Raw genomic sequence first — 20745 nt, forward strand, 5'->3', positions numbered from 1 at the left:
GGTCGTCGATGAACACGTACAGTGCCGCCAGAAGGGCGTCCAGGTTTGTCTTCACACACTGACCAACGGGCGCCCTTCGCCATGGTCGCGACCAGCACACACATCGGACTCACTCATCTAGGGTTTCTGCGTTCGGATCCGGCCGGCTCGGGGAGTCGCGCCGCAGCGGACGGCATCCGGGGTGGTCCCCGCGCCCGGTGCCAGCGGCCAGGGGCGGGCCAGGGGGCGCCAGCCGTGTGCCGTCAGTGGTGTGTGGGGGCAGTCGCTCGCGAACAGCACCCGCGTCGCGTCGGTGACCCGCACTCCCGCGACGTCCGCGCCGCGGCCCTCCCACGGTCCGGCCGCGGAGAAGCGCCAGCGCAGGCGCAGGCCCGCCCGGGAAGGGGCTGCGTCCACGCGCACCCGCACGTGCTGCCAGGCCCGTTCGCCGTGCCCGGACGACCGCGTGCCGGCGACGGCGCGCCAGGTGTCCGAGCCGTCGGTGCTGCGCTCCAGTACCAGGCCGCCCTCGGCGCCGCTGTCGACGAGCGCGTCGTAGCTGACGGTCAGCGGGCCGTCCGCGTGCAGGGCCGGGGTCGTCAGGGTGCCGGCCGCTCCCCCTTTCGGCTCGGCGTACCAGGAGCGTCCGCCACCCGGTGGCCGCGCGGGGATCGCGCGGGCGAGCGCCGTGGCGGCGGCCCGGCGCGCCGGGTTGGTGGAGGGGGTCGCGTCGTCGGGGTGCACGCGGTTGGTCAGCAGGATCGCGAAGGAGCGGGAGGCGGGGTCGATCACCAGTGAGGTGCCGGTGAAGCCGGTGTGGCCCAGCGTCCGCGGCGCGGTGAGGCCGCCCATGTACCAGGGCTGGTTCAGCTCGAAGCCGAGACCGTGGTCGTGCCCGGGGAAGCGCCGGTTGTAGTCGCGCTCCAGCAGGGTCACGGCGTGCCTGCTGAGGATGCGGTGGCCGCGGTAGGTGCCGCCGTTGAGCAGCGCCTGGGCGAGGAGCGCCAGGTCGTCCACGGTGGAGAAGACCCCGGCGTGCCCGGCGACACCGCCCATGGCCCAGGCGTTGGCGTCGTGCACCGAGCCGCGCAGCGGGCCGCCGCGGTCCGGAAGGCGCTGGTTCGACGTGGCGGCGATGCGCGGCCACCAGGAGTGCGGCGGGTTGTAGGCGGTGTCGGTCATGCCCAGCGGCTCGGTGATGCCCTCGCGTACGAGAGTGTCGAGCCGCTTCCCCGTGACCTTCTCCAGCACCAGCTGCGTGCTGAGCATGTTGAGGTCGGAGTAGCGGTAGTGGGTTCCGGGCGCGTTGAGCGGGGCGGCACGCAGGACGGCTCGGGCGCGGGCCTCGCGGCCGCCGGAGATCTGCCACAGCGGTGGTCTCGGATCGGCCGGGAGGCCGGACGTGTGGGTGAGCAGCTGCCGGATGGTGATGCGGGCCTTCCCCGCCGCGGCGAACCCCGGCAGGTAGCGGGCGGCGGGCGCGTCCAGCCGCAGCCGCCCGGCGTCGATCTGCTGCGCCGCCACCAGGGAGGTGAACAGTTTCGAGAGGGAGGCCAGGTCGTAGACGGTGTCGGTACGGGCGGGCACGCGCTCCGCGGGCGGCAGTTCGCGCCCGTCCGGCCCGTACCGCAGGGCGTCGCCACGGGCGAGACGGGCGACGACGGTGCCCTCGTGGGCGAGGAGCGCGGTGGCGCCGGGGAAGAGGTATCCGGCGCCGTGTGCCGGGTCGGTCCACTCGGCCAGCTGCCGCGCGAACGCGTCGAGGGGACGGGGATCGAGGCCCGCCCGCCCCGGGCTGGTGCGGTGCAGCACCGTGCCCGCGGGCGCGAACCCCTCGTAGGGCCGGCCGAACCCTCGGCTGGAGCCGGGGATCTGCGGGCCCGGGCTCGGCCCTGTTGCCGGGCCACGCCCGGCGGACGACGACGTTGCTGCCGTCGTCGTCACCGGCGGTGCCACCGCTGCCGCTGAAGCCGCCGCGGAGGGGCCGGGCGCCGGGAGGGCAGGCCGCGTGGGGGCCGCGCCCTGCGGCGGTGCCAGGAGCGCGGCGAGCGCGGCGAGCGTGGCGCAGCCGGCGAGCGCGCTCGCCGGCGCGGTGACGTACGCACAAATCCGCACGCGGACTCCATCGACCTCGTAGCTGCCCGGGACGGTGCGTGGCTGCCGTCTGCGGTGCCGCGCTCACGAACGTACGCGCGTCGGCCCGTGCGCGTCCCGGCGCGACACGTGCGAGACGCCGTTTCTCCGTCTCCCTATTCCCCGTGTGGCCGGGCGCCGGAGTGGCCGGGGCCGGGCGGCGGCTCGCCGGTAGGGGGCTCGGCCCGCAGCGGTGTGCCCGCCACGGGACATTCGTACGGACAGCCCGCGGCCTCGCCGGCAGGGGGCTCGCCCGGGCCCGGTGCGGGCTGAGCTGCCGTCTCCAGGACGTCGCGGCGGATGGTCGCCAGGGCGAGGAGACCGCCGGCCGCCGCGAGGGCCGCCGTGATGAGCATGGCGGTGTGGAAACCGTCGGCGAGGGCGTGCGGGTCCTGGAAGTCCCGGCCGCCGATGCCGGCCAGCAGGGGGAGGGCGGCGACGGCCGCGAGTTGCGCGAGACGGGAGACGGCGTTGTTGACGCCCGAGGCGATCCCGGAGTGTCCGGACGGCGCGGCCGCCAGCGCCGTGGCGGTCACGGGCGCGACGGTGGTGGCCAGTCCGAGCCCGAAGACGAGCACCGCGGGCAGCACCGAGGTGGCGTAACCGGCCGGGCCGCCGCCGTCGTCGTCCACGCCGATCCGGAGCATCAGCAGCATGCCGGCGGCCAGCAGCAGCGGCCCCACGCTCAGGGGCAGCCGCGGGCCGACGCGTTGTGCCAGCGCGCCCGCTCGCGAGGAGAGAGCCAGCATCAGCAGCGTCACGGGCAGCGAGGCCGCACCGGCCGCCAGCGGGCTGTACCCCAGGGAGGTCTGGAGGAAGACGACGAGCAGGAAGAAGACCCCGCCCAGCGCGGCGTACACCACGAAGGTCACGGCGTTGGCGCTCAGGAACTGGCCGGCGCGGAAGACACCGGGAGGCAGCATGGGGTGCTCGGCGTGCCGCTCCGTGTGGACGAACCCGGCCAGCGCGGCGAGACCGGCGAGCAGCGCGAGCGCCGTCACCCAGCCGGGCGACTCGCCACGGGGACCCTCGATCAGCGCGTAGGTGACACCGCCGAGCCCGGCCGTCACCAGCGCGGCGCCGCGCACGTCCAGGCGGCCCGTGGCGCCGGGGGCGCGGCTCTCGGGCACGTGGCGGGCGGTGACCGCGACGACCACCAACCCGATCGGGACGTTGAGGAGGAAGATCCACCGCCAGGAGAAGGCGTCGATGAGCCAGCCGCCGAGGAGGGGGCCGAGCGCGGAGGCCACTCCCGTCAGCGCGGACCAGGTGCCGATGGCCCTGGCCCGGTCGGCCGAGCGGTAGCTCGCCTGGATGAGGGCCAGGCTGCCCGGGGTGAGCAGCGCCGCGCCGATCCCCTGCAGCGCACGGGCGAGAATCAGGATTCCGGCGTCGGGGGCCACCGCGCACAGCACGGAGGGCACCACGAAGCAGCCGACACCGAGGGTGAAGACGCGCCGGCGCCCGTACCGGTCCGCGAGGGAGCCGCCGAGCAGGATCAGCGCGGCGAGCGTGAGCAGGTAGCCGTCCAGCACCCACTGGAGCGCGGAGACGTCCGCGTGCACGTCCCGTCCGATCGCCGGGAGGGCGACGTTGACGACGGTCGCGTCGAGGAACCCCATGGCCGAGCCGAGGACCGTGGCCGTGAGCAGCCACCGGCCCTCCGCCGAGCGGAAGGCGACGGTCCCGGCGGCGGGCGCAGAACCCTCGGGCGCGTTCATCCTGGCTCGCCGCCCTTCCGTCCGCTGCCGCTGCCCGTCCCGGGGTCGCGCCGCCAGAGCACGGCCGTGCCCCGGCGGGTCTCCCGGCGCTGCCGGTCGGCACGATCGTACGGCGCGGGCGGCCGGAAGCCCCGCAAGGCCGCGGGCCTCGCGGGGCGCGGGCGGCACCTGTCAGCCGCAGTGCTGGGCCTTCTCCTCCTCGGTCATCGGCCGGGTGTGCTGGGTCTTGGTGCTGGGCGCGTCGGGCTTGGGACCCGTGGCCTCGAACGGCACGTACCAGATGTAGTGGCCGTGGAACGGGTCGGGGAAGTGCATCTCGTACTGGCCCTTGACCGTCTGCATCTGCGCCTCGCGCGTCACCCAGCCGACCTCGTCGGGTTTGACGTCGATGTTCGTCTGCTCGGACTCGGTGTGCGAGCTCTCCCAGGTGTGCTGGTAGTTGGTCTCGATGCTGACCTTGAAGACCTCGGCGAAGCCGTACTCCGCGCTCAGCGACACCCCCACGCTGTTGGACTCGCCGGTGGTGTCGGACCAGCCGACGGTGGAGCGCTGGAGGTCGTCGGTGCAGTTGAAGGCCGAGTCGCCGACCTGGTGCGCCTCGCCCATGGAGTCCTTGGGCGGGCCGTCGGGGTGGAACTCGCACACGTCGGTGCCGTTGTCGCACTTGTCGAGCAGTTCCCGCGTGGTGGGCGGGTCGTCGTCGGCCTGGGCGACGGTGGGGGTGAGGGCGGCGCTGCCCGCGGTCACCAGGGCGGCGAACAGGACGGAGAGCCTGACGCGTCGTTTCATGGGGGTCTCCTCGCAGGAGGTGTGGGGGAGGGGTGGCGCGGGCGCGGTGGGCGCCGCGCCGGATCGGCTCGTGGCCGGCTATGGGTCAGCTGAAGCCGATGGACTGGGTGCGGTCGTTCATGAAGTCACCGATGTCGCCGGTGTTCTCCTTGAACGGGCCGTCCCGGTCGCCGCCGAGGCCCGGCTCGGGGTAGAGCCAGATCCAGCAGTTGCCCCACGGCTGCACCGACGAGATGCGGTTCTTCCAGCCGTCTTCCAGGTCGTGCTGGTAGTCGACCCAGCCGTCCTTCTCGCACAGGCCCTCGCCGCTGATGGTCAGCGAGTCGCCGCCGAAGCCGGGGTCGTCGAAGAACGTGCCCTGGATGACGCCGTCGGCCCGTGCTCCGTCCTCGTCCGCGAGCCGCTCGACCTCCGTGCGGAAGCCGCTGTCGCCTGTCGCCGTACGGGCCGAGGCGGGTGCGTCGTCGATGCGTCCCTTGCTGGCGTGGTCGACGGCCTCGGTGAAGGTGGCGTAGCAGTGCTCGGCGTCGGTCCCCAGGTCGAGCGTGCAGTGTCGCGGTTGCCCGCCCACGCCGGGCGCCTGTGTCGGGGCCGGTGCCGCTTGCGCCACGGGGGCTGTGACGGCGCCGGCGAGCAGGACGGAGGCGGCCAGGGTGACCGTACGGTGCGTGCCGTGTCTGGGCCGGGAGATCATCGAACCTCCAAGTGTCGTGGGGGGGCGCTCAGTTGGCGTAGGAACAGCAGTACGCGTGCTCGCTCGGCACCAGGCGAAACAGCAAGCCCGTTATTGCCCGGAAGTTACCGGTGGTAGCAGGAGTAACGCCGGTTCCGTGCCCGTGAATGTGGGCGCGCGGCGGCGTGGTCCTCGCGGCGGCGGCGCGCTCTTCGCAACAGTTGCGCCACAGCCGACTCTCCGGCCGCAGGCGGCAGTTCATGATCCAGTAGGTTCACCGTCCGAGGGGTCCCGCACGAGGACCGCAGGCGACGGGAGGGGAGCTGGGAATGGACCGGCGCAGATTTCTCAGGAACGCGGCAGTGGTGCCGGCCGCGGGCATGCTGGCGTACGCGGGCGGCACGGGCGTCGCCGTGGCGCGGGGCACCACACACAAGGGTTCCCGCGCACCGCTGGGGCCGCAGGACTGGATGGCGGCACTGGCGCCGTCCACAGCCTTGCGCACGCTCACCCTTCCCGGCACTCACGACTCCGGAGCGCGCTTCGGCGGGCCCTGGACGGAGTGCCAGGACACCCTCATAGCCGACCAGCTCGCGGCCGGGGTCCGCTTCCTCGACGTCCGCTGCCGCGCCATCGACGGCGTCTTCGCCATCCACCACGGCGCCTTCTTCCAGCACCTCATGTTCGGCGACGTGCTGATCGCCTGCCGCGACTTCCTGGCCGCGCACCCGGACGAGACGGTCCTCATGCGGGTCAAGCAGGAGTACTCGACGGTCGGCGACGAGGAATTCCGGCAGATCTTCGACGTCTACCTCGACCAGAAGGGCTGGCGCTCCCTCTTCCTGATGGAGGACACCCTGCCCACCCTGGGCGAGGCCCGCGGCAAGGTCGTCCTGCTGGCCGACAACGGGGGACTGCCGGGCGTGCGGTGGGCCGACCCGGAGGTCTTCGACGTCCAGGACGACTACCAGGCGGAACCGTTCTCGAAGTATCCCAGGATCGCCGAGCAGTTCCGCCAGGCCGCCGCCGAGCCCGGGCCCTTCTACGTCAACTTCGTCAGCACGGCGGCCGGACTGCCGCCCGCCTCGAACGCCGACCGCCTCAATCCGAAGGTGCGCGCGCTCCTCGACAGCTCCGAGTTCGCGGGCACGACGGGCCTCGGCATCGTCCCGATGGACTTCCCCGAGGCGGAACCGGGCCTGCTCGAAGCCGTTCTAGCCCACAATCCGACGAGCTGACCGCGCCCCGCGACCGGGCACGCGCCGCCGCGGGCGCGTGCCCGGTCGCGGGCGGGGGTCCGGCGCGTGCCCGGCTGCCGTGCCGTCCGCTCGGGTGAGGCCGCCCGTGGCACCGGTCCGCCCCGGCCGGGTCGTGCGCCGGCCCCGCGCGAGCCAGTACACGAGGGGGGCAGCCGTCGCCGTGCCGGCGGCGGGGCTGTGGATGCGGGTCGACCGCCGCTGTGCTCGCCGCGACCGCGGCCTCCTATGCTCGCCGGGTGAGTACCACGAGCCGCACCCGTCCCCTTCGCCACACCCTGCGCTCCTGGGCCGTGCTGCCGCAGGCCGACCCGCGCGCGCAGGCCGATCCGCGCGCCGCCACCGGGCTCCCCGAGCGGCCCGCCCCGCGCGCGCCGCTGCTGACACCGCGCGCCGCCGATCTGGTACTCACGGGGCTCGTGCTGCTCGCCTCCGTCTGGAACAGCCTCAAGAACCCCTACCTCGGTCCCGCCACCCCCTGGGCGAACGTGCTGCTCGCCGCCGTGAGCGCACTGCCTCTCCTCATGCGGCGCCGGATGCCCGAACCCGTGCTCGCCGTCGCGCTCCTCGCCGACGCCCTCCAGACCTCGGTCTTCGTGACGCCGTGCGCCTACTACGCCGAGGGCGCCTACCGCGGCCCGCGCAGCCGCCGGACCGCGTGGGTGGCCGCCGGGGCGGGCCTGGTGATGACCGCACCACGCAGCGCCGATGCGTGGTCGAGCCCCCGCGTGCTGGTGGCCTGGTTCACGGTGAACTTCGTCCTGGACGTTCTGGTGCCGCTGCTGCTGGGGATGTACGTGGGACAGCGGAGGGCCGTCCTCGCGGGCCTCGTCGAGCGGGCGGAGCGCGCCGAGCGCGAACAGCGGCTGATCGCCGAGGCCGCGCGGGCCGAGGAACGGCAGCGGATCGCCGGGGAGATGCACGACGTGGTGTCCCACCAGGTGAGCCTGATCGTCGTACACGCCAACGCGCTCGGCGCCGTGGCCCACGACGCCGAGGTGACGACCGACACGGCCCGGATCATCCAGACCGCCGGTCGGCGCGCCCTGACCGAACTGCGCGAGATGCTGGGCGTCCTTCGAGACGGAGCTGACAAGCGGGGGAAGGAGGCGGCCGAGCCCGCGGCCGCCCTTCCGGAGTCCGCACGAGCCCCGCGGCCCGAAGGTGCCGCCGCCGCGGACGGTGGCGCCGGCCCGTCCCCGGCCCCCGAGGCACGGCGCCCCGCGGACGCGGTGGTCGAGGGGATCACCGAACTCGCCGACAGCTCCAGGACCGCGGGGCTGCCGGTCAGCGTGCACGTCGAGGGCGGGCCACGGGCGCTGCCGGAACCGGTCGAGCGGGCCGCACACCGGGTGGTGCAGGAGGCACTGACCAACGTGCACAAACACGCGCCCGGTGCCACGACGGACATCCGTTTGGCGTTCGCCCCGAAGACCGTGCGCATCGGGATCGTCAACGGCCCGCCGAAACGGCCCGTGGAGGCGGCGCCGGACGGCGGGGGACCGCTGCTGCCCAGCGGGGGACACGGACTGCTCGGGCTCGCCGAGCGGGTACGGCTGGCCGGCGGGACCATCGAGTCCAGGCCCACAGGGGACGGAGGCTTCCGGGTCGACGCGGCGCTGCCGGCCCAGGAGCCCGCCGATTGAGCCAACGGGTCGCGAACGGGCTTGCGAGACCACTTCAGGGCGAGCCCGTGGCCCTTCACGGTGGGCCCCCTCCGACCCTGTACGGCGGATCAGTGGCCCTTCATGAAGGCAGGGCGGCCAGCCAGTCGATCAGCAGTTCGTTGATCTCGGCGGGACGTTCCTGCTGGATCCAGTGGCCGCAGTCCTCCAGGATCCGGCTGCTGAGCAGCCCGGGCAGCGTGGTGGGGTAGGCGGCGATGGCGTCGGACAGCCAGGTGGTGGAGGCGTCCAGCCCGCCGCCGGCGAACAGCGCGGGCTGTCGGATGGGGGCGCCGTCGAAGGCGGCGAGGTCGGCCCAGTCCCGGTCCATGTTGCGGTAGCGGTTCAGCGCCGGGGTCAGGCCGGTCCGCTCGAACTCCCCGGCGTAGACGTCGAGGTCGTCGGGGCCGAGCCAGCCGGGCAACTGGCCGGGGAAGCGCTCGCGCAGTGTTCCGCCCGCGCCGACGAAGTGGGGGTCGGGCGCGTCGGCGGGCGGCATGGTGTCGGCCGACAGCGCGGCGTAGATCCCCGCGAGCCAGCCGCGGACGTCCGGCTCGATCTCGGCCTCGGCTCGGCCGGGCTCCTGGAAGTAGGAGACGTAGAACTCGTCGCCGCCCATCCGTGCGAAGACCTCGCTCGGGCGTGGTCCGCCGTGCGGCGCGTAGGGGACGCTCAACAGCCCCACCGCGCGGAAGACGTCCGGTTCGAGCAGCGCCGAGTCGGCGGCGATGGTCGACCCCCAGTCGTGTCCGACGATCACGGCCGACCGCTCGCCCAGGGCGCGGACCACCGCGACGTTGTCCTCCACCAGCGCGCGCATCCGGTAGGCGGCGGGGTCGGCGGGCGCGGAGGACCGTCCGTAGCCGCGGACGTCGACGGCGACTGCCCGGTAGCCGGCGGCGGACAGCACCGGCAGCTGGTGCCGCCACGAGTACCAGGACTCGGGGAACCCGTGGACGAGCAGCACCAGCGGCCCTGTGCCCTGCTCCACCAGGTGGGTCCGCCCCGCGGGGGTCGGTACCAGCCGGTGGGTGACGTTCATGGTGTGCGGGGGCATCGGTCTCCTCCTCGTGTTCCGGCCCGGCGGCCGAGCCGTGCACCCGCCGGGCGCGTCCCGTGCACCCGCCGGGCGCGTTGCGTGCGCCGGACGCGTTCGGCACCGGGCGGTCCGGTCCGGCAGGCGGCGGCTCCCGACCGATCTTGCGGGGCCGCGCCCGGGCCCACGAGGCTTTTTGCCGTTCCGGCAACCGGCCCGGGCTCACGGCGTCGCGGGCCGCGCGCTCGACGAGTCCGCCGAATGCCCCAGGTCAGGGGAGGATCGAATCCACGTAGCCGCCGTCCACGCGTACGGCCCCTCCGGTGGTCGCCGACGCGAGAGGGGAGCTGAGGTAGACGGCCATGTTGGCGATCTCGTCGGGCTCGATCAGCCGCTGGAGCAGGGACTGCGGCCGGTGCGTGCGCATGAACTCCCGCTGGGCCTCCTCCCAGGGCAGGGCGGGATCCACGAGTTCGCGGACGAAGTCCTCCACACCACCGGTGTGCGTCGGCCCCGCGATGAGGGAGTTGACGGTGACGCCGGTGCCGGCCGCGTCCTTGGCGAAGCCGCGGGTGACGCCGAGCAGCGCCGTCTTCGACATGCCGTAGTGGATCATTTCGGCGGGAATGACCACCGCCGAATCGCTGGCGATGTTCAGTACCCGCCCCCAGGAGCGCTCCTTCATGCCGGGCAGGAAGGAGCGGATCATCCGGACGGCGGCCAGCACGTTCACCTCGAAGTAGCGGCGCCATTCCGCGTCGGTGATCTCCAGCGCGTCCCTGGCGCCGAAGACGCCCAGGTTGTTGACGAGGATGTCCGCCGCGGGGACCGCCCGGGCGACCTCGCGGGCGCCCTCGTCGGTGGTGATGTCCCCCCAGGCGGCGACGAACGCGTCGCTGCCCGTCTGCGCGGAGAGCCGGGCGACGGCCGCCTCGACGGACTCCCGGCTGCGGCCGTTGACGGCCACCCGTGCGCCGGCGCGGGCCAGACCGGCGGCGATAGCCGCCCCGATGCCCTGGGTGGAGCCGGTGACGAGGGCCGTACGGGCGGAAAGATCGATGTGCACGGGTCTCCTCCTGGAGCCAGGTCCGTCGTGGGGGTGCAAACGCCCGTCATCGCGGGTGGGCGGGTGCGGGCGGGCGAAAGGGGGACCGGTGATCCCTGGACAGGTGCTGCCTTCCTCCCACCGAAGGGGAGCGACACCGTGGAGAGGGAGAAACCCACCACAACGAAGGACGGCCACCATGCCCCGCATCGCTCTCGTCACCGGCGCCAACCGCGGTCTGGGCCGCAGCACCGCACTGCACCTCGCCGAGGCCGGCATCGACGTCCTGCTCACCTACCGCTCGCACGCCGACGAGGCGGAGGCGGTCGCCGAGCGCGTCCGCGCGCTCGGCCGGACGGCGGTGGCCCTTCGGCTGGACACCGCCGACACCTCCGCCTTCCCGGCCTTCGCCACGGACGTGCGGGACGCCCTGAAGCGGCACTGGGACCGCGAGCATTTCGACGCCCTGGTCAACAACGCGGGACACGGTGTCCAAAAGCCGTTCGACCAGACCACCGAGGAGGACTTCGACGGGCTGATGGGCGTCCACGTCAAGGGCGTCTTCTTCCTCACCCAGGCAATGCTGCCCCTCCTCAGGGACGGAGGACACATCCTCAACGTCTCCACCGGACTGACCCGCTTCGTCGCCGCCGAGACCTCCGCGTACGCTGCCGCCAAGGGCGCCGTCGAGGTGCTCACCCGCTACCTGGCCAAGGAGCTGGGGCCGCGCGGTATCGCCGTCAACGCGCTGGCGCCCGGAGCCACCGCCACCGACTTCAACGGCGGCGCGGTGCGCGACCAGGCGGCGGCGCGGACCGCCCTCGGCTCGGTCACCGCCATGGGCCGGGTCGGTGAACCGGACGACATCGGTGCAGCCGCGGCGGCCCTGCTCGCCCCGGGCACGGCCTGGATCACCGGGCAGCGCGTCGAGGCGTCGGGCGGCATGCTGCTCTGACGTGCCGCTTCGGGAGCGATCCGTAAGCTGCCCCGAGAGCTGCCCCGAGAGTCGCTCAGGCTGCTCAGGGCCGCTCTGAGCCGCTCAGGGCCGCTCTGAGCCGCTCTGAGTCGCTCCGAGAGAGTCCGAGAGAGGGAGAACAGTGGACCGAGCACAGCTCGCGGACTTCCTGCGCGTCCGGCGGGAAGCCCTCCAGCCCGAGGACGTGGGACTGCCCCGCGGCCCGCGCCGGCGCACCCGCGGCCTGCGCCGGGAGGAGGCGGCGGCGCTGAGCGGCATGTCGACCGACTACTACGGCCGCCTCGAACAGCAGCGTGGACCGCAGCCGTCTCCGGCGATGCTCGCGGCGATGGCCCGCGGGCTGAGGCTGTCCCTGGCCGAACGCGACCACCTCTTCCGCATCGCCGGACACAACGCCCCGCCGCGGACCGGCTCCGACCACCTCGCACCCGGGCTGATGCGGATTCTCGACCGGCTCGGTGACACCCCCGCGCAGGTCGTCACCGACCTGGCCGAGACGCTGTGGCAGACACCGCTGGCCGCCGCGCTGGTCGGGGACGAGATGCGCCTGACCGGACCGAACCGCAGCCTCCTGCGCCGCTGGTTCACCGACCCTGCCGCCCGGCTGCTCTATCCGGAGGAGGACCACCCCCGGCACAGCCGGTTCTTCACAGCCGAGCTGCGCGGCGCCTACTCGCGGCAGGGCCGCGGCAGCCGGGCCGAGGCCCTCGTCGAGGAGCTGCTGGGGACCAGCGAGGAGTTCGCCCGCTGGTGGAGCGCCCACGAGGTCAGCGCGCCCCGCGTCGATCCGAAGAGGTTCTGCCACCCCGAACTCGGCGTCCTGGAGCTGCAGTGCCAGGTCCTCCTGGACCCGGAGCAGGCGCAGGCGCTCCTCGTCTACACGGCGACACCGGGCACCGAGAGCGACGAGAAACTCCGGCTCCTCCCGGCGACCGCCTCCCGTCCGGCGGGCGCCGCTCCTGCGGCGGACGCCATCCGCCCGGCGGACGCCTGAAAGGTCCTCCGGAGCGCCGGGCCCGGGTGGAGCTCGCGCATCCGCCCGTGTCCTGTGCCCCCGGTTCCTGGGCCTACTCGCCCCCGCCCACCTCGAACAGCAGGAAGAGGAAGCCGGCCAGCAGGTGACCGGCCACCACGTAGACGAAGAGGCGCAGCGCCAGACCGCGCGGAAAGCGCCCGTAGCCGCGCTCGACACCCGGTTCGTCCCGGGGCTTGCGCGGGCGTGCCGGCCGGTGCGGGGGACGGGGAGCCGGGGTGCTCATGGCGGGGCCTTTCCGTACGTGGACGTGCGCGGTCGAGAGGGGCAGATCGGGTGGACGGGACGGACGAGGGGCGGGAGGGCCCTCTCAACGAGCAGGAGCTCAGCGGGGTGTCGGTGCGGGCCCTGGGCCGTGTCCTGGCGGGCCGCCCACGCACAGCTCCGCGGTGGGCGACTGGAGCAGTGTGTGGACGAAGAGAAGATCGACGCCGTCCGCCGACACGGCCTCAAGACGGTGCGGCGTCAGAGAGTCGAAGTGCGCCGAGTCGCCGCTGCCCAGCACCTCGGTCGTCTGTCCGAGGGTGAGACGCAGGCGGCCACGCTGGACGTGCAGCCACTCCTCGCCCGGATGGACGCGGACGAGGTCGCCCTGCGGTCCGCGCGGTACGTGCACGCACAGGGCCTGGAGCGCGCGCCCGGCCTGACCTGCCCGCCGGTAGCGCCAGCCCCCCGCGTCGACGGCCTCCATCTCGGCGCCTCTGACGACGGGGTCGGCGGCCGCGGTGGTCTCTCCCAGCAGATCGCCCGCGGTGGTGCCGTAGACCCGCGCGAGGGTGAGGAGAAGCGGCAGGGACGGCTGCCGCTTCCCGGTCTCCAGGCGGGAGAGGTGGGCGGGCGAGAGCCCGGCCCTGCGTGCGGACGCCTCCAGGCTCAACCCGCTCCGCCGCCTCAGCAGGCGCATCCGCGGCGCGAAAGCGGGCAGCTCTCCCGTTTCGGCCCCGGCTGCCTCATGATGGTGAGGGTTCGGGCTCATGTTCTCGATTAAGGCACGGGCCTTCCCCGCAAGGCAAAACTTTTGCCCCAGTGGCAAGGACGCGGTCGTTTCCGCCGCTGCGCGAGGGCGCCGCGCGAGCGGGCCGTTGTCGGTGGGTCCCGCTATCGTCCCGTGCATGGCGCAGTTGGAGATCGTACGGGGAGACGCCACGTCGCCGCAGGGCAAGGGCGTGAAGATCATCGCGCATGTCTGCAACGACCTGGGAGGCTGGGGCAAGGGCTTCGTGTCCGCGCTCTCCCGCCGCTGGGCGGAGCCGGAGGCCGCCTACCGGCGCTGGCACCGGGAGCGTGCGCACAACGACTTCGGGCTCGGCGCCGTCCAGTTCGTCCAGGTCGACCGCTATGTGTGGGTGGCGAACATGATCGGGCAGCGCGGTATGCGCAGGGGCAGCAAGGGCGTCCCGGTGCGGTACGAGGCGATCGCCACCGCTCTGGGCACGGTGGCGGGCAGGGCCGAGGAGCTGGGTGCCTCCGTGCACATGCCGAAAATAGGCTGCGGCCTGGCCCAAGGGCGCTGGGAGCGGGTCCGCCCGCTGATAGAGGAGCGCGTGGTGCGGCGCGGGGTCGCGGTCACGGTGTACGAGCGGGACGGCTGACCCGCCGGCACAGGGGCCCGGCCGGTAGAGGGGTCTGGCTAGAGGGGCTTGGCCGGCACGGGCGGAGTCGGGTCCCCGGTCGGGCGGGTTGACGCGTCGGCATCGGCCGAGTCGGCTCGCCGGACGGACGGACGGACGGACGGACGGACGGACGGACGGACGGATGGACGGACGGACGGACGGCACGGGCCGTGCCGGCTCCGCCGGCCGGTGGCTAGCGTTCGGGGACGTAGCGCCAGAAGGCGGGCACCGCGAAGGCGAGGGCCAGCGTGCCGGCCACCACCAGCAGGCCGCCGCCGATCACGGTGTGCCGGGTCCCGGCAGCCGCGCCGATCGTGCCGTGCAACAGGTCCGCGAGGCGGGGCCCGCCCGCCACCACGACGGTGAAGACCCCCTGCATCCTGCCGCGCATCTCGTCGGTCGCGGCCGACTGGAGGATGGCGCCGCGGAAGACCATCGAGACCATGTCGGCGGCGCCCGCCACGGCGAGCATCACCGCGGCCAGCCACAGCGGCCCGGAGAGCCCGAACCCGGAGACCGACAGCCCCCAGGCGCTGACGGCGAGAACGACCATCACCCCGTGCCGCCGTACCCGGGAGTACAGGCCGGACAGCAGCCCGCACAACAGGGCGCCCACGGGGAGAGCCGCGTACAGCACACCGAGAGTCGTGCCGCCGCCGTCGGGGCCGCCGAAGTCGAGTTGCGCCATCTGCGGGAAGAGCGCGCGCGGCATGCCCAGCACCATGGCGATGACGTCGGCGAGGAAGGAGACCAGCAGCAGCCGCTTGCGTACCAGGTAGCGGAAGCCGTCCACGATGTCGGCGAGCCCGGCGCGCCGGGCCGCGACCTTGAGCGGGGGCAGGGACGGCAGCCGCCAGACCGCCCACAGCGCCACCACGAGGGCCAGTGAGTCGCACAGGTACAGCACCGGAAGTCCGAGTACCGGCACCAGCGCCCCGGCGAGCAGCGGTCCGGCGATCTGGCCGAACTGCGAAACGGTCGAGGTCAGCGCGGTGGCGGAGGGAAGCTGTTCGGCCGGTACGAGTCGGGCCACCGACGCGGTGCGCGTCGGCTGGTTGATACCGAACAGCGCCTGCTGGAGGGCGAGCAGGACGAGCAGGACGGTGACCGACCGCATGCCGGTGGCCGCCTGCGCCCAGAACAGCAGCGAGGTGAGGGCGATGCCCGAGTTGCTGAACAGCAGCAGTTTGCGCCGGTCCATCAGATCGGCGACCGCCCCGCCCCACAGGGCGAAGACGACCAGCGGGACGAGCGCGGCGGCGCCTGCCAGGCCGACGAGCGCGGAGGAGCCGGTGTCGTCGTAGATCTGCAGCGGCACGGCGACGGCCGTCAACTGGCTTCCGACGGCCGTGACCACGGTCGAGGACCACAGCCGCCGGAAGGGGACTATGCGCAGTGGTGCGGTGTCCACCGCGAAGCGACGCAGCCGCCGCAGACCGGTTCTCCTGTCCCGTGACGCGTCGGTGAGTTCGTCGTCGGGGGGACCCGAGCGGTCCTGGTGCGGTGTGTCGGTGGTCACCGGCCGTTCTCCGTTCTCGGCCGGTGGAATCCCGTCGGCTCCGCGCCGCCGCGCCACCCCGGCCGTTTCGAGCAGGCTGAAGAGACGCGTTGGTTGACGTTAACGCCTACGGTCGCGGCTCGGGCGCCTGTGCGGGGCGCGTCGGGCCGGAGCAATCCAGCACGCTAACCGGCGGATCGCAGCAGGTCAACCGGCGGATCCCAGGGGGAGACTGCCGGTGCCCGTGCGTTTCGCGTCCTGCGGAGCCATTCCGAGCGCGTCCAGCACGGCCCCCGTGGCGAGCCGGTGCCAGCGGCGGGCGTCACGCAGCATGGTGTGACCGCCGCGCGGCATGGGAACGGCCGCTGTACGGGCACCGGCCTCCTGTGCCCGGTGGACGAGGTCCCAGGAGCCGGCGGCGCGGGTGACACGGTCGCTCTCGTCGTGCAGGACGGTGACGCGCCGGCCCGCGAGGTGGGCGACGGGTTCGCCTTCCGGGCACCACGGCGCGAGAGCCACGACCGCGCGCACCTCGTCGAGACCGCCGAGGCGCAGGGCGGCGCGTCCGCCCATGGAGTGACCCACCAGCACGACGGGTACGGGCCCGGCCAGCCGGCGCAATTCCGCGAGGGCACGCCGGGCGTCGCGGACGGTGTCCTGGCGCTCACCGTTCCAGCCGCGCCGCCGGTAGCGCACCCTGCCCACCAGCACGGGGCTGCTCCGCGTGGCGCGGAGCAGCGCGGTGGCGAAGGGGCGCATCCGCAGGGCGGGCAGGTTGAGAGCGGGGGGCGTCTCCAGGCCGTCGGCGCGGCCCCCGTGCAGGAGCAGGACGGCGGCTTGCGGCCGTGCGGGGGAGCGGCGCAGCACGAGCGCGTCCCGGTCGTCCGGCTCCGACCGCCGGGCGGAGGCGGCGCGTGCGGGCCGGGGAGGGCGGGCCTTCATGTGTCCCTCTTCGTGTCGGGTTTCGTCTCGGGCGCCTGGGTGGCGCGGGGGCGGCGGGGCGGCAGCGGCAGGAAACCGCTGGTGCGGGCCTGGTACTCGCGGTAGCCGGGGCGCTCGGCCATGCGTGCTTCCAGGAGCCGCTTTCCGCTGCCCTTGGTCAGCAACAGGGTCATCACCACCGGCGAGACGAGGCACAGGGCCGCGGTCTGCCATGTGCCGCAGGCCATCAGGTACAGCCCCCACCACACGAGGCAGTCCCCGAAATAGTTGGGGTGGCGGGTCCACGACCACAAGCCCCTGTCCATGACGCGGCCCCGGTTCGCCGGGTCCGCCTTGAACCGGGCGAGCTGGTGGTCACCGATCGCCTCGCACGCCAGCCCCGCGGCCCACACGACGGCGCCGAGCACGGTGAGGGCGTCGGGGGAGGCCGTCACGTACTGGCCCGCCTGCACCGGCAGCGAGATCAGCCACGCCAATGCCGCCTGCAGGAGGTAGACCATGCGCAGCGCGTACAGCTGGCGGTTGCCGGGGGCCTTGGCCAGCATCCTCTCGTAGCGGGGGTCCTCTCCCTTGCCCCGGCCGCGGCGGGCGATGTGTGCGGCGAGCCGTAGCCCCCACACGGCCGTCGCGGCCGTGAGCAGCAGGCGACGCGTCCCGTCGCCCGTTCCCGCGGACAGTACGCTGCTGACCGCGGCGACGGCGGTGAAGGCGAGGCCCCAGGCGACGTCCACGACGCGGTGCCGCCCTGTGCGGAGCGCGACCGCGAAGGTGAGCAGCAGGACAGCGAGGGCGGCGCCGGCCGCGGCGGGCAGGTTGAGCAGCAGCGCCGGCCAGTCGGGAGCGCTCACCGGCCGCCCCCTCCGGCGCGGTCCGCCGGTGTCCGCCCCGCGGTGCCGGCCGTTCCGTCCCCGGTCGGGGTGGTGCCATCCCTCAGTCGCACTGTTCCTCACTCGTTCGTCGCCGGCCCGATGCCCGGGGCGGCGCGTCGGCCTCCGGTCGTACCGCTGCCCCTGTCTTCGTCTTCGGAACCGACGGTGGGCGCGGATTGGTGAGGACCGGATCGGTGAGGTCCGATCGGTGGGCGGGCGTGCGGGAGCGGCCGTCCCGGGGGAGTGGCGGCGCAGCGCCTCGGGCGGACACACTGGCGAAAAATGAGCGTGACCGCACCTCGCGCCCTGGTTGGCTGTAGGGGCCATCTTGTAGCGTCCGCGAAGCGCCGTGTGTCTGCCCGCATGCGCGTTCCAGCGCGCTGCCGTGCGCCTCGCGCGGTGGGCGCGTCGTCTGTCCCTGTACCGATGGAGGAACCTTCGTGAGCTCGGATCAGCAGTGGGACATCGTCTCCGGAGTCGGCGTGACGGCCCTCGCGGTCGCCGCCGGCAGAGCGATCGAGTCGACCCGCCCCGACGCGCTGATCACCGACCCCTACGCGCCCGCCTTCCTCGCGGCGGCTTCCTCCGCCGCCCCGTTCCCCACCACCTTGGACCAGTTGGAGGAGCGGGCCGGTGCCTCCGGGCTGTGGCCGCTGATGACGGCGTACCTGGGCATACGCTCGCGGGTCTTCGACGACTTCCTCACCGGCGCCGCACGTGACGGCGTACGCCAGGTCGTCATCCTCGCCTCCGGCCTCGACACCCGCCCCTTCCGGCTGGAGTGGCCGGCCGGTGTCCGCTGTTTCGAGCTGGACCAGCCGCTGGTGCTGGACTTCAAGCTGGCCGTCCTGGCGGAGCACGGCGCCGCGGCCTCCTGCGCGCACACCCCGGTCCGCGCCGACCTGCGGGAGGACTGGGCCTTCGCGCTGGAAGAGGCGGGCTTCGACGCCGCGCTGCCCACGGCCTGGCTGGCGGAGGGGCTGCTGCCGTATCTGCCGCCGGAGGCCGAAGAGCGGCTGTTCAAGGAAATCGACCGCCTCTCCGCTTCCGGCAGCAGCCTCGCCATCGAAGATGTCTCGGCTGTCGAGGAGTTGGCAGGCGACACGCTGGTGCGGGACGGTGGCACGGCTCTCGGCATCGACCTGCCCTCGCTGCTGCCCGACGGCGCCAAGCGCGGCCCGCGGGAGCAACTGGACTCCCTCGGCTGGCGGTACGACGAGCGCTCCGTCCTGGAGTCGGCGCGCCGTCTGGGCCGGCCGATGGAGTCCGCCCCCAGGCTCATGGAACACATGTTCCACGCCTTCGCGCGGCGTCCCTGAGGCCGGGTGAGCCGCCAAGGGGCTGCCCGGTGATCCGCTCGTGTGATCGACTGGGCGCGTGGAAGCTCTCTGGGCGAGTGTCATCGCAGTGGTGGGTACGCTGCTCGGTTCCGTGATCACCCACGTCTTCCAGCGCCTCGCGTCCCAGCGTGGCGAGGACTTCACGCGGGCGGAGACGCTCCGGCAGGAACGGGTGGCCGTCTACAGCGCGTTCGCGGCGGCGGCGGAGGACTACCGGCGTGGCCAGGCCGACCGCTGGTACCGGCGGAAGGAGAACCCCGACGGGCCGGCGTACGTCACGGCGCGTGACGAGGCGCACCGGCTGCGGACCGTGGCCAGGCAGGAGCTGTACCGGGTCAGACTGGTGACCGACCGCGGGGACGTGCAGTCGGCTGCCTTCAGGGCCTACGACTGCGTACGGGATGTCTCCGACGCCACCGAGCAGGAGGCTCACGACGCCAAGGACGCCGCGGCGAAGGAGGGCATCGAGGCGTTCGTCAACGCCGCCGCGCCGCTGGTGCGGTGATCTCCGCTCCGTGGTCACCGTCCGTTCGGCCGCTCGGCCTGCCGCTGGGTCAGCGGCGCCGCGATGTCCTCCAGACCGCGGCGCTCCGCCGGCACGGCGAGAGCGACGGCGACGAGCCCGGCCGCCGTCATCAGACCCGCTCCGATCTGGAAGGCGAGCGCGGTCTCCCCCACGACGCCGCTCTCGGTGAGCTGCGCGAAGATCATGGGACCGCTGATGCCGCCCGCCGCGGTGCCGACTGCGTAGAAGAAGGCGATGGCCAGGGCGCGGGTCTCCATCGGGAAGACTTCACTGACCGTCAGGTAGGCCGAGCTCGCGCCGGCCGAGGCGAAGAAGAGGACGGCGCACCAGCACGCGGTGAGGGTAGCGGCGCTGAGCCGTCCCGAGTCGAACAGCCACGCCGTGCCGAACAGCAGGACGCCCGAGAGCAGGTATGTCCCCGAGATCATCAGCCGTCGGCCCAGGGTGTCGAAGAGCCGGCCCAGCAGCAGGGGCCCGCAGAAGTTGCTCGCGGCGATGACGGCGTAGAAGTACCCGGTGCGTCCCGAGGAGATGTCGAAGAAGGTGATGAGGATGGTGCCGAAACCGAAGGTGATGGCGTTGTAGAGGAACGCCTGTCCGAGGAAGAGGGCCAGACCGAGCACGGCGCGTTTGGGGTAGCGCGTGAAGATGGCGTGGGCGATCAGGCCGAAACCCACCGCCTTGCGCTGGTGGATGGTGATCTGCCCGGCGGGTGGCGGCAGCTCCTCGCCGCGGTGCGCGACGGTCTCCCGTTCCGCCTTGCTCACCAGCTCCTCGGCGGCCTTGCCGTGGCCGTGGATGAACAGCCACCGCGGGCTCTCGGGCACGTGGCGCCGTACCAGCAGGATCACTAGTCCCAGCACGACGCCCAGCGCGAAGGTGAGCCGCCAGCCGATGTTCGCGGGGAAGATGTTCTCGTCCAGCATCACGATCGACAGCAGCGCGCCGCCGGCCGCGCCGAGCCAGAAGCTGCCGTTGATGATGACGTCGACCTGGCCGCGGTACTTGGACGGGATCAGCTCGTCGATGGCGGAGTTGATGGCGGCGTACTCGCCGCCGATGCCGAATCCGGTGAGGAAGCGGAAGAGGAAGAACCACCAGCTCTCGAACGAGAGCGCGGTCATGGCGGTGGCCGCCAGATACACCGCCAAGGTGATCATGAAGAGTTTCTTGCGCCCGAGCCGGTCGGTCAGCCAGCCGAAGAACAGCGCGCCCGAACACGCGCCGGCCACGTACAACGCCGCGGCCAGACCGCTGACCTGGCCCGCGGTGATGTCCAGGCCGCTGTCCGACTCGGCGAGCCTGCCGGCGACGTTGCCGACGACCGTCACCTCGAGGCCGTCCAGGATCCAGACGGTGCCGAGGCCGATGACGATCATCCAGTGCCAGCGCGACCAGGGAAGACGGTCGAGCCGTGCGGGCACGTCCGTGGTGACCGTGCCCTCTTCGACTCCTTCACCCATGCCGCCTGGCGGCTTGTTGTCGGCCATGCACCTACCCTCCGTTCTGACACGTGCTCACGGCTGCATTGCAGGTCCCCTCGAAGGGCAGCTTCACTCGTCCCGCCGGTACCCGGTCCGGCGAGTGGCTTCTCTCACCGGTACCCGCAGCCGGCCGCGGTGTCCCGGCCTCCGCATCCGTTCGGGTCGCCC

At 73.2% G+C, this 20745-nt stretch carries 19 protein-coding genes; 7 read left to right on the forward strand and 12 right to left on the reverse strand.

What is annotated here, in order from left to right; translation table 11 throughout:
* Positions 1–117: 117 nt before the first annotated feature.
* The 4 genes from DTL70_RS05400 to DTL70_RS05415 all read right to left on the reverse strand — a co-directional run bounded on the left by DTL70_RS05400 (position 118) and on the right by DTL70_RS05415 (position 5316).
* Positions 118–2094, reverse strand: coding sequence for a serine hydrolase domain-containing protein (locus DTL70_RS05400; RefSeq protein WP_245979033.1), 1977 nt, complete (start codon positions 2092–2094; stop codon positions 118–120).
* A gap of 134 nt (positions 2095–2228) precedes the next feature.
* Positions 2229–3833: an MFS transporter gene (locus DTL70_RS05405; protein ID WP_114020700.1), complete on the reverse strand. Its 1605-nt coding sequence runs from the start codon at positions 3831–3833 to the stop codon at positions 2229–2231.
* Between the two features lie 171 nt (positions 3834–4004).
* Positions 4005–4622, reverse strand: a complete 618-nt coding sequence (locus DTL70_RS05410; RefSeq protein WP_114020701.1) for a hypothetical protein — start codon at positions 4620–4622, stop codon at positions 4005–4007.
* Positions 4623–4707: 85 nt separating this feature from the next.
* Positions 4708–5316 carry a hypothetical protein gene (locus DTL70_RS05415; RefSeq protein ID WP_114020702.1) on the reverse strand — a complete coding sequence of 203 codons (609 nt, stop codon included), beginning with the start codon at positions 5314–5316 and terminating at the stop codon, positions 4708–4710.
* 308 nt (positions 5317–5624) lie between these two features.
* On the opposite strand from DTL70_RS05415, the gene DTL70_RS05420 reads away from it, so the two are divergent.
* Both DTL70_RS05420 and DTL70_RS05425 read left to right on the forward strand, forming a co-directional pair.
* A complete protein-coding gene (locus DTL70_RS05420; RefSeq protein ID WP_114020703.1) occupies positions 5625–6533 on the forward strand; it encodes a phosphatidylinositol-specific phospholipase C in 909 nt (302 codons plus the stop codon).
* Positions 6534–6790: 257 nt separating this feature from the next.
* Positions 6791–8197: a sensor histidine kinase gene (locus DTL70_RS05425; protein WP_245979034.1), complete on the forward strand. Its 1407-nt coding sequence runs from the start codon at positions 6791–6793 to the stop codon at positions 8195–8197.
* A 100-nt stretch (positions 8198–8297) separates the two neighbouring features.
* On the opposite strand, the gene DTL70_RS05430 is transcribed toward DTL70_RS05425, so the two are convergent.
* Positions 8298–9272, reverse strand: a complete 975-nt coding sequence (locus DTL70_RS05430) for an alpha/beta fold hydrolase (RefSeq protein WP_114020704.1) — start codon at positions 9270–9272, stop codon at positions 8298–8300.
* Between the two features lie 250 nt (positions 9273–9522).
* Positions 9523–10317 (reverse strand): SDR family NAD(P)-dependent oxidoreductase, encoded by a 795-nt coding sequence (locus DTL70_RS05435; protein WP_114020705.1) that lies wholly within the window; start codon positions 10315–10317, stop codon positions 9523–9525.
* A 178-nt stretch (positions 10318–10495) separates the two neighbouring features.
* Between DTL70_RS05435 and DTL70_RS05440 the strand changes: the two genes are divergently transcribed.
* Together DTL70_RS05440 and DTL70_RS05445 are read left to right on the forward strand one after the other, a co-directional pair.
* On the forward strand, positions 10496–11251 hold the full coding sequence (locus DTL70_RS05440; RefSeq protein ID WP_114020706.1) for an SDR family NAD(P)-dependent oxidoreductase: 756 nt from the start codon (positions 10496–10498) through the stop codon (positions 11249–11251).
* A 142-nt stretch (positions 11252–11393) separates the two neighbouring features.
* A complete protein-coding gene (locus DTL70_RS05445) occupies positions 11394–12266 on the forward strand; it encodes a helix-turn-helix transcriptional regulator (RefSeq protein WP_114020707.1) in 873 nt (290 codons plus the stop codon).
* Positions 12267–12339: 73 nt separating this feature from the next.
* On the opposite strand, the gene DTL70_RS05450 is transcribed toward DTL70_RS05445, so the two are convergent.
* Both DTL70_RS05450 and DTL70_RS05455 read right to left on the reverse strand, forming a co-directional pair.
* Positions 12340–12531, reverse strand: coding sequence for a DUF6126 family protein (locus DTL70_RS05450; protein WP_114020708.1), 192 nt, complete (start codon positions 12529–12531; stop codon positions 12340–12342).
* A gap of 99 nt (positions 12532–12630) precedes the next feature.
* A complete protein-coding gene (locus tag DTL70_RS05455; RefSeq protein ID WP_114020709.1) occupies positions 12631–13281 on the reverse strand; it encodes a helix-turn-helix domain-containing protein in 651 nt (216 codons plus the stop codon).
* 136 nt (positions 13282–13417) lie between these two features.
* Here DTL70_RS05455 and DTL70_RS05460 point away from each other — a divergent pair, with 136 nt between their 5' ends.
* Positions 13418–13897 (forward strand): macro domain-containing protein, encoded by a 480-nt coding sequence (locus tag DTL70_RS05460; protein WP_114020710.1) that lies wholly within the window; start codon positions 13418–13420, stop codon positions 13895–13897.
* A 214-nt stretch (positions 13898–14111) separates the two neighbouring features.
* On the opposite strand, the gene DTL70_RS05465 is transcribed toward DTL70_RS05460, so the two are convergent.
* From DTL70_RS05465 to DTL70_RS05475, 3 genes are all read right to left on the reverse strand, one after another.
* A complete protein-coding gene (locus tag DTL70_RS05465) occupies positions 14112–15437 on the reverse strand; it encodes an MFS transporter (protein WP_114020711.1) in 1326 nt (441 codons plus the stop codon).
* 186 nt (positions 15438–15623) lie between these two features.
* Positions 15624–16358: an alpha/beta fold hydrolase gene (locus tag DTL70_RS05470; RefSeq protein ID WP_114020712.1), complete on the reverse strand. Its 735-nt coding sequence runs from the start codon at positions 16356–16358 to the stop codon at positions 15624–15626.
* Positions 16355–17206, reverse strand: a complete 852-nt coding sequence (locus DTL70_RS05475; protein WP_245979035.1) for a DUF1295 domain-containing protein — start codon at positions 17204–17206, stop codon at positions 16355–16357. Before DTL70_RS05475 ends, DTL70_RS05470 begins: the two co-directional genes overlap by 4 nt.
* A 461-nt stretch (positions 17207–17667) precedes the next feature.
* On the opposite strand from DTL70_RS05475, the gene DTL70_RS05480 reads away from it, so the two are divergent.
* Entirely contained in the window at positions 17668–18546 is an 879-nt protein-coding gene (locus DTL70_RS05480) for an SAM-dependent methyltransferase (protein WP_114020714.1), read from the forward strand.
* Positions 18547–18604: 58 nt separating this feature from the next.
* Positions 18605–19072, forward strand: a complete 468-nt coding sequence (locus tag DTL70_RS05485) for a hypothetical protein (protein ID WP_114020715.1) — start codon at positions 18605–18607, stop codon at positions 19070–19072.
* 14 nt (positions 19073–19086) lie between these two features.
* Here DTL70_RS05485 and DTL70_RS05490 read toward each other — a convergent pair whose 3' ends face one another.
* Complete coding sequence (locus DTL70_RS05490; protein WP_181860792.1) at positions 19087–20583, reverse strand: MFS transporter; 1497 nt, start codon at positions 20581–20583, stop codon at positions 19087–19089.
* Positions 20584–20745: the final 162 nt, after the last annotated feature.

Source organism: Streptomyces diacarni (assembly GCF_003323715.1).
Lineage (GTDB): Bacteria > Actinomycetota > Actinomycetes > Streptomycetales > Streptomycetaceae > Streptomyces > Streptomyces diacarni.